General features: G+C 62.4%; 10 protein-coding genes. 3 read left to right on the top strand and 7 right to left on the bottom strand.

Features of this window, described 5'->3' with window-relative positions:
- Positions 1-197 precede the first annotated feature (197 nt).
- Positions 198-1,943, top strand: a complete 1,746-nt coding sequence (locus tag EPO09_RS07860) for an AMP-binding protein (RefSeq protein WP_290641882.1) — start codon at positions 198-200, stop codon at positions 1,941-1,943.
- On the opposite strand, the gene EPO09_RS07855 is transcribed toward EPO09_RS07860, so the two are convergent.
- The 4 genes from EPO09_RS07855 to EPO09_RS07840 all read right to left on the bottom strand — a co-directional run bounded on the left by EPO09_RS07855 (position 1,927) and on the right by EPO09_RS07840 (position 6,159).
- Positions 1,927-2,484, bottom strand: a complete 558-nt coding sequence (locus tag EPO09_RS07855) for a YaeQ family protein (protein WP_290641880.1) — start codon at positions 2,482-2,484, stop codon at positions 1,927-1,929. The two genes, EPO09_RS07860 and EPO09_RS07855, sit on opposite strands and share 17 nt — an antisense overlap.
- 35 nt (positions 2,485-2,519) lie before the next feature.
- Positions 2,520-3,395 carry an alpha/beta hydrolase gene (locus tag EPO09_RS07850; protein ID WP_290641878.1) on the bottom strand — a complete coding sequence of 292 codons (876 nt, stop codon included), beginning with the start codon at positions 3,393-3,395 and terminating at the stop codon, positions 2,520-2,522.
- A 36-nt stretch (positions 3,396-3,431) separates the two neighbouring features.
- Entirely contained in the window at positions 3,432-4,247 is an 816-nt protein-coding gene (gene otnI / locus EPO09_RS07845; RefSeq protein WP_290641876.1) for a 2-oxo-tetronate isomerase, read from the bottom strand.
- Positions 4,248-4,407: 160 nt separating this feature from the next.
- On the bottom strand, positions 4,408-6,159 hold the full coding sequence (locus EPO09_RS07840) for a methyl-accepting chemotaxis protein (RefSeq protein ID WP_290641874.1): 1,752 nt from the start codon (positions 6,157-6,159) through the stop codon (positions 4,408-4,410).
- 171 nt (positions 6,160-6,330) lie between these two features.
- On the opposite strand from EPO09_RS07840, the gene EPO09_RS07835 reads away from it, so the two are divergent.
- Complete coding sequence (locus EPO09_RS07835) at positions 6,331-7,854, top strand: MFS transporter (protein ID WP_290641872.1); 1,524 nt, start codon at positions 6,331-6,333, stop codon at positions 7,852-7,854.
- A 54-nt stretch (positions 7,855-7,908) separates the two neighbouring features.
- Positions 7,909-8,826 (top strand): M48 family metallopeptidase, encoded by a 918-nt coding sequence (locus tag EPO09_RS07830; RefSeq protein WP_290641884.1) that lies wholly within the window; start codon positions 7,909-7,911, stop codon positions 8,824-8,826.
- Here the strand turns inward: EPO09_RS07830 and EPO09_RS07825 are convergent.
- The 3 genes from EPO09_RS07825 to EPO09_RS07815 form a co-directional block, all read right to left on the bottom strand.
- Positions 8,817-9,446 (bottom strand): MBL fold metallo-hydrolase, encoded by a 630-nt coding sequence (locus tag EPO09_RS07825; RefSeq protein ID WP_290641870.1) that lies wholly within the window; start codon positions 9,444-9,446, stop codon positions 8,817-8,819. The two genes, EPO09_RS07830 and EPO09_RS07825, sit on opposite strands and share 10 nt — an antisense overlap.
- A 521-nt stretch (positions 9,447-9,967) precedes the next feature.
- On the bottom strand, positions 9,968-11,335 hold the full coding sequence (locus EPO09_RS07820; RefSeq protein WP_290641869.1) for a hypothetical protein: 1,368 nt from the start codon (positions 11,333-11,335) through the stop codon (positions 9,968-9,970).
- A gap of 157 nt (positions 11,336-11,492) precedes the next feature.
- The coding region (locus EPO09_RS07815; RefSeq protein WP_290641867.1) for a hypothetical protein at positions 11,493-11,686 on the bottom strand (194 nt) is incomplete at its 5' end.

Raw genomic sequence — 11,686 nt, 5'->3', positions numbered from 1 at the left:
GGCGGTATCTGGATGGCGTGCTCCATCCAGCCATCCGATGTTGCTGGATGCTTTGTGATGGCGGTGCGAAGAAATGATGGGTCAAACAGAGCCTTAACGCACAGCGCCATAGGGGGCATCCCGTGCACGCATTTGGGGCCATCCGTAGAAGAATCAGACCGTGCCTGAGCCATCCGGCTCATCGCTGAGGAGCCCCTATGGAAAAGATCTGGCTGAAGCACTATCCGCCAGGTGTCCCGCATGAGGTTGACGCGTCGGCTTACAGCTCGCTGGTGGCCTTGCTGGACGAAGGCTTGACGCGGCATGCCCCCTTGCCGGCTTATCGCTTCATGGGGAAAGCCTGGCTGTTTTCGGACATTGATGCGGCCTCGCGACACATGGCGGCCTACTTGCAGAGCCTGGGCCTCCAGCCGGGTGATCGTGTGGCGGTGATGTTGCCCAACGTGCCGCAGTATCCGGTGGTGGTGGCGGCCATCCTGCGTGCGGGCATGGTCGTGGTCAACGTCAACCCGCTCTACACACCGCGCGAGCTGGCACACCAGTTGAAGGACTCCGGCAGCACGGCCATCGTCATCCTGGAGAACTTCGGGCACACCTTGCAGGAGGTGATCGCTGCCACGCCTGTGAAGCATGTGGTGCTCACTGGCCTGGGCGACATGCTGGGCCTGGTCAAAGGCAGCTTGATCAACTTGGCTGTGCGCTATGTGCGCAAGCTGGTGCCGCCCTTCACCTTGCCGGGTGCCGTGCGCTTCAACCGTGCCTTGCACATCGGGCGCAGGCAGTCGTTTGCACCCGTACAACCCGGGCCAGATGATGTGGCCGTGCTGCAGTACACCGGTGGCACCACAGGCGTGAGCAAAGGCGCCACGCTGACACATCGCAATGTGGTGGCCAGCATGCTGCTGTCAGAAGCATGGAACAAGGCCGTGATTGACCCGATCACGCGTCAGGAACAGTTCACGATGGTGGCGGCCTTGCCGCTGTATCACATCTTCGGTTTTGCCGTGAACATGATGCTGGGCATGCGCCTGGGGGCCTGCAACATCCTCATCCCCAACCCGCGCGATCTGCCAGCCATGTTCAAGGAGCTGTCACGCTATCGCTTTCACAGCTTCCCGGCCGTCAACACGCTGTTTGCGGCCATGGCGCGCCACCCTGATTTCCGCACGGTGGACTGGCGTGCGCTCAGGCAGTCCGTGGGCGGTGGCATGGCGGTGCAGCAGGCCACGGCCAAACTCTGGAAGGACAAGACCGGGCTGGTCATCTGCGAAGGGTATGGTCTGTCTGAAACCACGGCAGGGGTCACTTGCAACCCGGGGCAGTTGCAAGGCTTTACCGGCAGCATCGGTTTGCCCCTGCCTTCAACCGAAGTGGTGATCCTGGATGAGAACGGGCGCGAGCAGCCGCCAGGTGTGCCGGGTGAACTGGCCGTGCGCGGGCCACAGGTGATGGCTGGTTATTGGCAGCGCCCCGATGAGACCGCGAAGGTGATGACGCTCGATGGCTTCATGCGCACCGGCGATATCTGCGTGATGGACGAGCGCGGCTACCTCAAGCTCATCGACCGCAAGAAGGACATGATCCTGGTGTCGGGCTTCAATGTGTACCCCAACGAGATCGAAGATGCCGTGGCCTTGTTGCCCGGCGTGCGCGAGTGCGCGGCCATCGGCATCCCCGATGAGCGCTCAGGCGAGGTGGTCAAGCTGTTCGTGGTGCGCGACAAGCCCGATCTGAGCGAGCAGGTCGTGCGCGACCATTGCGCACAGGTGCTGACAGGCTACAAGCGGCCCAAGGTGGTCGAGTTCAGAGAAGATCTGCCCAAGACACCGATTGGCAAGGTGCTGCGACGGGCTCTGCGTGATGCCGAGCCCGGTATGGCGGGCAGCGCCGCTGCGGCCATACCGCAGAAAGCGGCCCAGGTCGAGCTTACTGAGGCCCCATGAGCTTGACGGGCGTGATCTCGATGGTTTGCTCGCCATCGTTGATCCACGCGGTGCCATCCTGCACGGTGAACTGCAGCTGCATGGTGCGCTTGGCCAGCGTGGCCAGGGCCTGGCTTTGCTCGGTCGGGATCTGCCAGACGGTCAGGTTCTGAGGGCGGGTGAGCTTGGTGGCGATGTTGCTCCACCAGACATTGGTGCTGCTCTGGAAGGCGTACACGCTGACCTGGCGGGCGCGGCCACAGGCCTTCATGATGCGCTTGTCATCAGGTTGGCCCACTTCCACCCAGTGCAGGATTTCGTCAGAGAAGTTCTTGTGCCACAGCGCGGGCTCGTCGGGCTCCCACATGTCCTTGGCCAGCTCCAGCGTGCCTTCCGAGGTGTCGGCCGGCCAGTTCAGGGCCATGGCCAGCACGCGAATCATCATGCGCTCATCGGCTTCGGACGGGTGCCGGGCGATCGTCATGGCGGGATCGGCATAGACGTTGCGGTCCATGTCGGCCAGCTGCAGCTGGGCTTTGAAGATGGTGGCTTTGAGCGCCATGATGTTGGTCTAACGGAAAACAGCAAAGAGGGTGATCATCCACCAAAAACGCGGCCGAGCCAGTCACCCATGGTCTGGAGCACCTCGCCTTGCTCGACTTCATTGAAGATTTCGTGCGACAGCGCAGGGAAGGGGCGGCTGGTGATCAGTGACTTGGGGGCCGCAGCAGTAAAGGCCGCAGAGCCTTCCGGCTTGACGCAGCGGTCCTGCCCGCCCCACATGATCAGGGTGGGGACCGCCCACTGAGGGGCGCGGGCGCGCACGTTTTCGCCGGCGTTGATGATGAACATGGTCAGGCGGCCGGTGATGCGGTCGTGCACCAGCGGGTCGGCCATATAGGCTTTGACCGTGGCGGGGTTGTGGCACACCCACTCGGGCTTGAGGCCATTGCCCACGGGCACATCGGGCGTGAGCTTGCCAACCGTGGCCAGCAAGCCCTTCTGGATGGCGCTGATGGGCACATCCAGCGCAGGGGAGGACAGCACCAGCGCGTCCACCGGGCGCGACCAGGGGGCGGTTTCTTTCGGTGTGGCCAGGGCCGAGACGAATCGACCGGCGATTGCGCCACCCAGGCTGTGCCCCACCACCAGCAGGCGCTGGCCAGGGTAGGCAGCGCGGGCGGCGTCCACCATGCTGGCCAGGTCGTGCAGGAAGTCGTCGTTGTCGTTCAGGCCTCCGCGCTTGCCCGGTGAGCGGCCGTGGCCGCGATGGTCGTAGCCGATGGCGGCCCAGCCTTGCTGGTTCAGATAGGCCGCCACATGGGCATAGCGCAGGCAGTGCTCGCCCAGGCCGTGCACGATCACGGCCACGCCGCGTGGCGCTTGCCCGGCCGCCACAGGCCAATGCTGGGTGACCAGATCAAGGCCATCGCGGGTGCGAACGGTAGCGGGGAAGGTTGGTGTGGCGCTCATGGTGCGTGTCCCTGGGGAATGGTGTGTGTGTGGAGGTCAGATCGAGGTGGCGCTGGCCTTGCGCAACCAACCCAGGCCAGCCGATGTGCCGGCGCGTGGCTTGTATTCGCAGCCGATCCAGCCTGACCAGTTCAAGGCGTGCAGTTCCTGGAAGACCCAGTCGTAGTTCAGCTCGCCTTGGTCGGGCTCGCCGCGATCCGGCACGGCGGCAATTTGCAGGTGGCCCACGCGGCCGGTGGGCAGGTACTGGCGCAGGCGCATGCTCACATCGCCTTCCGTGATCTGGCAGTGGTACAGGTCCATCTGCACTTGCAGATGCGGTGAGCCGATGGCCTGGACCAGTTCGTGCGCCTGGGCCTGGTGCGTCAGCAGGTAGCCGGGCATGTCGCGGCCATTGATGGGTTCGATCATCAGCGTGCGCCCGTGGGCTTGCGCCTGCTGGGCGGCCCATTGCAGGCGCTGCGCATAGCGGGCCCAGGCGGCATCGCGATCGCTGGACGCACACAGCCCGGCCATCACATGCACGCGTGGGCAATCCAGCTCTGCGGCCAGTTGCAGCGCCGCGTGGATGCTGGCCTGGAAGTCGGCCTCGCGCCCGTCCAGGCTGGCCAGGCCGCGTTCGCCTTGAGCCCAGTTGCCTGGCGCGGCGTTGAACAGCACCAGTCGCAAGCCGTTGTCGCGCAGGCGGACCGCTACTTCTGCAGTCGGGTGCTCATGGGGGAACAGGCACTCCACACCTTGAAAACCATCACGCGCAGCCGCCTCGAACCGATCCAGAAAGGGCAGATCCGTGTACAGCCACGAGAGGTTGGCGGCGAATTTCAGATGGCGGGGCGGCGTGTCGGCAGACATGGGTTTGTACGTGGCAGCAGTATCTTTGCAGCGCAACTGCAAGAAGCCGCAAGCGTAGCCCAAAAGTGCCCGCCTTCACCCCCCTGAAAAGCCGAACGCCGACGGGCGCGAGGCCGGTCGGCGTGAGGTGATGGGGCACGCTGGCGATCAGCGGATCAGATCAGAAAGTTTCCCAATCGTCGTCGCCCTTGGGCGAGGCGGTGGCAGCAGGTGGCGCAGCGGGCGCGGCATCGGGCTGCGGCAGGCTGGGACGCAGCAGCGGCGCCGGCTTGGCTGCTGCTGGCGAAGGCTTGAAGGCTGGCTCGGCCTTGATCACCGGTGTGACGGGCGTGTAGCTGCTGGCTGCGCTTGCTTGGGGCTTGAGCACAGGCGTGCTGGTGCTGAACGAACTGGCGCCACTTTGTCGGCCCAGTTTGAACGCGGCAACGGCATCGGCCAGTTTGTGCGCCTGATCCTTGAGGCTTTCAGCAGCGGCGGCAGATTCCTCCACCAGCGCGGCGTTCTGCTGCGTCATCTGATCGAGCTGGTTGACCGATTGATTCACGTGGCTGATGCCCTGGCTTTGTTCGCCCGCAGCGGCCGTGATCTCGCCGATGATGTCTGACACGCGTTGCACGCTGTTGAGGATCTCGGTCATGGAGTTGCCGGCGTCCTGCACCAGCTTCGAGCCGGATTCGACCTTCTCGCTCGAGGAGTTGATCAGCGTCTTGATCTCCTTGGCTGCCTGCGCGCTGCGTTGGGCCAGCGTGCGCACTTCGCCGGCCACCACGGCAAAGCCGCGGCCTTGCTCGCCGGCTCGCGCGGCTTCCACGGCGGCGTTCAGCGCCAGGATGTTGGTCTGGAAGGCGATGCCGTCGATCACGGTGATGATGTCGGTGATCTTGCGGCTGGCGTCGTTGATCTCGGCCATATTGGCCACGACCTGCGTCACGATGGATTCGCCACGTTGGGCCGCTGTGGCTGCCCCTGTAGCCATCTGATTGGCCTGACGGGCCGCATCGGCGCTCTGGCGCACGGTGTTGGTCAGGTCGTCCATCGAACTGGCGGTCTGCTGCAGGTTCGAGGCCGTGTGCTCCGTGCGGTTGGAGAGATCCTGGTTGCCCGAGGCGATTTCGGAGGAGGCCGTGCCGATCGAATCGGTGGCATGGCGGATCACGCCGATGGTGTCGTGCAGCTTGTGCCGCATCGTGATGACCGAAGCCTTGAGCGAATGGCTGTCTTTTGGGTTGTGCTCCAGATCGATGTCCAGATCACCTTCGGCAATGCGGCCGACCAGGTCGCGCAGATCGGTCGGTTCGCCGCCCAGATCGCGCCACACCGAGGTGACGATGGCTTGCGAGGCAATCCCCAGCACGCTCAACACAACCACACCGGTCACCAGCGTGACCCACAGATTGGTGCTCACGCCCTGGGTGGCCGAGGCTTGAACCTCGTCAATCGCGGCGCGGGCGTCCTTCTTGTTTTGCTCTAGCAGTTTTTGCAAAGCGACCTGGGAGCTTTGCATTTTGCCCAACTGATCGCCAGGATCCTTCTTGCTGACCAAGGCCCGAGTGGCGCCAATGGCCGACGATTGGTAGGCTTCGAAAGCGTTGCTCAACTCCTGGGCGACGGTGGTTTTCTCGGGCAGTTTCTGCATGCCGCTGAGCGCGTCTTTGGCCGAGGCCACCATGGCGTCGGCTTCTTTCAGGCGCTCTGTGTCACCTTCCGCTGCGGCTGTTTGCAGTGTCAGGCGCAATTGCTCGGCGCTGCGGTCTACCGCCGTCACATAACTCATGTGCGGGTTGTCGACCTGATGCAGGTGTGCCAGGACGCTGGAGGTACGTTCCCCCACGATGAAGCTGATGGCCACGCCGATGACGAAGACCGCTGCCGCGCTCATGGGCAGCATGCGAATTTTGGTGCGAAAGTTCATGTATGCCTCCTGGGCCGGGCGGCGTCAGGCTTGAGATTGCAAAGACACCCCATCGACGCTATCGGCATCATCCCGCTTTGGCTGAAGGGGTATGCCTTGAAAAGTCCGCTTTAGCGGGGCCAATCCCCCTCGTTTTCCGGGCCGGGCGGCGGCTGTTCCTACAATCCCGGGATGCAATCGTCCTCCGGCACCCTGTCCCCTTTGTCCAGCCCCAAGGCCTTGATGGCCTGGGTTGCCCTGCTCTACTTTTCGGAAGGGCTGCCGCTGGGCCTGTTTTATGACCTGTTTCCGGTCAACTTGCGGCAGGCGGGCGTGGGCCCTGCCGAAATTGGTCTGCTGAGCTTGCTGGGCCTGGCCTGGACCGTGAAGTTCCTGTGGGCGCCATTGATCGATGCCTGGCGCGGCCACCGCTGGTGGATTGCCGGGGCAAACGCAGGCATGGCGCTGGTGCTGGTGGCGCTGGCCTTGCATCCGCAGGCGCTGGGGCAGGGCGCGACCTGGCCCTGGGCCTTGCTGGCCGCCTTCACGATGCTGTCGGCCACCAATGACATCGCCACCGACGGCTACACGATCGAGTTGCTCTCCAAGGGGCAATACGGCGTGGCCAACGGCCTGCGCATCGGTTTTTACCGGGTGGGCATGCTGGCGGCAGGCGGCATGTTGGTGGTGGCGGGTGCCATGGGCGAGCCCGGGCAGCCTAACTGGGCTGCGGCCTATGGCCTGGGCGCGGTGCTCATGCTAATCAACGGCTTGTCCATCCTGATGGCGCCGGCTCAGCCACCACGTGCTGCACGAGACGAGGGTGCCTCGGCCCGGGAATGGGCGGCCGTGCGTGAGCAACCCTTGTGGCTGCTGGCGCTCGGCCTGGTGATGGCCGGCCTGCTGTGGCCCGTGCTGGGCCCGATCGCCAAGGCGGCCGGCTGGCAGGCGATCCAGGCCGTGAGCGGCACCTGGTGGTTCAAGGGCGCCGTGCCCGTGGGTCTGATGTTTGCCGGCGCCGGGATGATGGTGACGGCAGCCCGCGGCCCGCAGGCGCACGCCATGGCCGATGGCCCCATCTTCGGCGCCTGGGTGGAGCTGCTGGCCCGCCCCGGCATGCTGTCGGTGCTGCTGTTCATCCTGCTGTTCAAACTGGGCGATGCCGCCATGGGCTTCATGGTCAAACCCTTCTGGGTGGACGCCGGGTTCACGCCGGCGCAGATCGGTCTGGTCAGCGTCAACGTGGGCTTGGGGCTGTCGATTGCCGGTGGTCTGGCAGGCGGCTGGTATGTGGACCGCGTTGGCATCTTCAAGGGCCTGTGGGTGCTGGGTCTGGCGCAGGCCGTCTCCAATCTGGGTTACGCCCTGGCGGCCTGGTATGTACCGCATACCGAGCCTGGATTGCAAGTGAGTGCCAACTACCAGATGGCGGTTTATGCTGCCAGCGGCCTGGAAAGCTTCACCAGTGGCCTGGGCACCGGCGCCTTCATGGCCTTCCTGATGGGCATCACGAGCAAGGAGCGCGCGACCACCGAGTACGCCATCCTCTCGTCCATCTTTGCATTTTCCCGCGCGGTGGCGGGCTGGGCTGGCGGGTTGGGTGTGGAGCAAATGGGCTATGCCACCTTCTTCTTCCTGACCTTCTGGTTGTCCTTCCCGGCCTATTTGCTGCTGCCCGCCGTGCGACGTATGCTGAACAAGGCGGATGTGCGTTAAGCAAGGGTTCCGGGCAGATTGATGCGAAACGATGACGAGACGAGGTCGGGTGTGATGGGTGGTTTGCAGTTGAAACGTTGGGCTGGGCGCATGCTGGGGGCCGGGGTGTTGTCGCTGGCAGTGCTGGCGCCTGCCGCCATGGCCCGCGAGGGCGTGGAGGTGGGGCCGCGCTCCCGCTTCGCGTACATGGTCAGTGCCGAAGATCTGGAGACGGCGGCTCAGCGCAATTACCTGCAACTGGCCGAGCAGGCGCGTCAGCAAAACGCACTGCTGCCTGACAACCATCCTCTGGCCATCCGCCTCAAGTCGATCGCGGCTCGCCTTATTCCCTACACCTACGAGTGGAACCCGCGTGCCCAGCAATGGCGCTGGCAGGTCATGGCCTTGAACGCCAAAGAGCTCAACGCCTTTTGCATGCCGGGCGGCAAGATCGCGTTCTTCTCAGGCATCGTCACCCAGTTGCAGTTGACTGACGACGAGGTGGCCATGGTGATGGGGCACGAGATGGCCCACGCCTTGCGCGAACACGCCCGCGCCCAGACGGGCAAAACGCGCGCGACCTCATTGGGCGCAGGCATCATCTCCAGCATCCTGGGCTTGGGCAACACGGGTGATGCCTTGCTCAATGTGGGCAGCCAGTTGCTGACTTTGAAGTTCAGCCGCGAAGACGAGACCGAGGCCGATCTGGTCGGCATGGACCTGGCAGCACACGCCGGTTATGACCCGCGCGCCGGCATCAGCCTGTGGCGCAAGATGAGTGCGGCCAACAAGGGCGCGCCACCGCAGTGGATGTCCACCCACCCGGCCAGTGCCACGCGCATCACCGACATGCAAGCCCAGTTGGGCAAGGTGCTGCCGATCTATGAGCGCGCCGCCAAACCCGCACAGCGCTTTGATGCGCCGCTCAAGACCGGCTCAAGCTATCTGGACGGTGCGCCTGCGCTGGCCTATTGGGGTGCTGCTCACAAATAAGGATTGCCCACGCGCTCTTCGCCCAGCGTGCTCTCCGGGCCATGGCCAGGCGTGAAGGTGACGTCATCGCCCAGTGGCAGCAATTTGGTCTTGATGGCCTTGATCAGATCGGCGTGGTTGCCACCAGGGAAGTCCGTGCGGCCGATGCTGCCGGCAAACAGCACATCGCCCACAAACGCATGGCGCGTGGTGGGCTCGAAGAACACCACATGGCCGGGCGTATGGCCAGGGCAGTGCAGCACCTGCAGGGTGCAGCGGCCGATCTGAACGGTATCGCCTTCATTGAGCCACGTCGTGGGCGTGAAGTCCTCCGCCAGCGGGAAGCCGAACATCTGGCTTTGCTGCGGCAGGGCATCGATCCAGAACTTGTCACCCAGATGAGGGCCGATGATGGGCAAGCTCAGCGTGTTGGCCAGATGCCCCGTGGCGCCTGCATGATCAATGTGGGCATGCGTGAGCCACAAGGCTTTGAGCGTGAGGCCGCGCGCTTCCACCGCTTCCAGCAGCGTGCCGGCATCGCCGCCCGGATCGATCAAGGCTGCCTCGTTGGTTTCCGTGCAATAAACCAATGAGCAGTTCTGTTCGAACGAGGTAACGGGAATGGTGAGGCGTTGGAACATGGGTGACAGCTAGGAGTCGGATAACAAAGTTTCAAAATTCAAAACATAGTTTCAAAACTGAGTTTGCTGACGCTCTGTCAGCGAAGAACATAGTCTCAAAACGCATTGATTCGAAACGACTTTTGGGAGCGTAGCACTCTGTGGGCAGACTGGCCCACTCGGTCAGATGGGATCGTCAATGGATGCAAGCTGACCGACGGCTGGTCTAGGCTAATTCTGTTGAAAAATTCGCCTATGCCGATCACGATCGGCCAGACTCTAAAAATAGACCGCATAGAACGGCGCAGGATCGACGAATGCCAAGTGGCGAAGGCCTTGAAGACCCCTTGAATGCGCCGACCTCAAAGGTACAGGGAGTTTTTCAACAGAATTGGCTGAGAGCAGTCGTTCGACATGTGCTCAGCGACTGCCTCGCGGGTATGTCAGGTCTCGCATAGCCGACGTTTTGCTTTGAGACGGGAACTTTCAAGTATGACCGTGCGAAGGCTGTAGCGTCAGCTTCATTGGTCGTTGTACCTTGACTACTGCGTACGTTTTCGCCGGAGGGTCTGCCAAAGAAAGTAAGCGGGGCTTTCTTTGGCGGAGATGCGGTACTCTTCGAACGTCTTGTAACCAGCATAGGCCGCGCACATAGTGGCGATGAGACTTGCTCCGGAGGTTGCAGTTGCCGCGGCAAGGCTTGCGACAGCACCCAACCCTGTCAACACACCTTTGCGTTTGAGTCGGCGGATGGCGCTATCAACTTCAGTCAATTGGATCTCCATCAACTCATGCATGGCGTTTTCAGTCTTCTGACGCCGCTTTTCAGGATCAGCTTCAAGCCGCAGATCTCGAAAATGCTTTTCCAACTGCAGGCGGAACCGTCGGAAGGCTTCTTCATCTGATCTAGCAGCCATCAACCGGCCCATAGAAACGCCATCAAAGACTGACAGATTAAGGTTGAGCCAGCCACTTGAGGTTGACGATTGGATGCTGCTGGAGGACATCTCCTCTGTGCTGTCAAGCACTGAAGCCGCGAACCGGGACCGGGTCATGTATTGCGAACCAAAGCGTGCGGACCAATGGATGTCACGACGCAGCATCTCGAAGTGCATCCGTGCTGAGCTGTTGACCGACTGCGATACCCACGCATCGAATGCTTCCCTTGATGGCAGTGTCTTGGGCATACGCATCGCTACCTGTGCTCTTCCAGCCTTCTGATCCCATGACAAGACCTCCTGCTCAAGAAGGTTGTAGCCGAAGGCCCTTCCGCTCTCTATGCCATCGAAGTCGACGTGGATCCTACGACCGAGCTCCAGCTTTGACTGAACCAGCAATCCTTTTGGGCTCGCGACGACCGACCTTACGTCCGCAGCCTCCTTGTAGCGTGACAGCAGGTGAGACGGTAAGACACTTTCAAAGGCATCGCTGGGAGCATAGATCGGGAGTTCAGCTGGCGCCTCGTTTTTGAGCGTAGTGGGGAAAAAGCGGACATAGCCGTTTGCGACCAAAGCTCGGCAAGACAGCAGTACCTTTGCGGCTCGGACAACGCCGGCACGATCCACGCCTTCCGTGCTTGGCATACCGAAGGCCTTGGACCATGCCAGGGTGACCTCATGTTCCGGTCGCGTCAACGCGAACATCGGATCGGACATGATCACCGTGTCGAGATAGAACGCGCCTTGTTTCAAGATTTTTTCGTCTGCGTTCTCTCCGACGAATAGCCTGAGCTTTCCTGCCTCGGGAGCTACCTCCTCGAGCAGTGCGGCGAAATTGGCTATGCAGAAGTCACGGTACTGCTTGAGTGCGATATGCAGCGCACCGTCCGAGACACTTCGAAACTGATTTGCGATCAGGCTCTGGTCCAGTAGCAGGCTGTCGTTTAGATGGCTATAGATGATCGAACCCATGAGCTGGAGTATCGGGCAACTTAGTGGCTGGACTGCGGTGAGTTGCCATCGATGAAGCGCTACTTGTTTGCCGATGACCTTTCCGTGCAGTCCCTGTATGTCGGCTCTCGAGTCCGTACGTGGCTTCACACTCCCTGCTGGGAACGGTCTTCCGGAGTTACTTGCCGAGCGATCGTTTCGCTGCAGCTCCGACATTGAGCGGGACAAGCCGAATGTCCGATCCGCAGCGATTGCTGCCGCCGGCCGAAGGCCGATGACGGCACGCTGACTGGCCAATGGCGGTCTCGCGGCAGCCTAGGAGGATCGCGAGATATTCGTTTTGCGGCCTGAGCCGCCCAGCGGGCCGGATGG

The organism is Aquabacterium sp. (assembly GCF_004297345.1).
Classification (GTDB): domain Bacteria; phylum Pseudomonadota; class Gammaproteobacteria; order Burkholderiales; family Burkholderiaceae_C; genus Aquabacterium.
Note: the sequence above shows the minus strand (reverse complement) of the source record. Positions and strands in the feature narration are given on the sequence as shown.

Coding starts and splice junctions, on each gene's coding strand:
- EPO09_RS07860 (WP_290641882.1), top strand. CDS start 198: ATGGAAAAGATCTGGCTGAAGCACTATCCGCCAGGTGTCCCGCATGAG.
- EPO09_RS07855 (WP_290641880.1), bottom strand. CDS start 2,484: ATGGCGCTCAAAGCCACCATCTTCAAAGCCCAGCTGCAGCTGGCCGAC.
- EPO09_RS07850 (WP_290641878.1), bottom strand. CDS start 3,395: ATGAGCGCCACACCAACCTTCCCCGCTACCGTTCGCACCCGCGATGGC.
- otnI (WP_290641876.1), bottom strand. CDS start 4,247: ATGTCTGCCGACACGCCGCCCCGCCATCTGAAATTCGCCGCCAACCTC.
- EPO09_RS07840 (WP_290641874.1), bottom strand. CDS start 6,159: ATGAACTTTCGCACCAAAATTCGCATGCTGCCCATGAGCGCGGCAGCG.
- EPO09_RS07835 (WP_290641872.1), top strand. CDS start 6,331: ATGCAATCGTCCTCCGGCACCCTGTCCCCTTTGTCCAGCCCCAAGGCC.
- EPO09_RS07830 (WP_290641884.1), top strand. CDS start 7,909: ATGGGTGGTTTGCAGTTGAAACGTTGGGCTGGGCGCATGCTGGGGGCC.
- EPO09_RS07825 (WP_290641870.1), bottom strand. CDS start 9,446: ATGTTCCAACGCCTCACCATTCCCGTTACCTCGTTCGAACAGAACTGC.
- EPO09_RS07820 (WP_290641869.1), bottom strand. CDS start 11,335: ATGGGTTCGATCATCTATAGCCATCTAAACGACAGCCTGCTACTGGAC.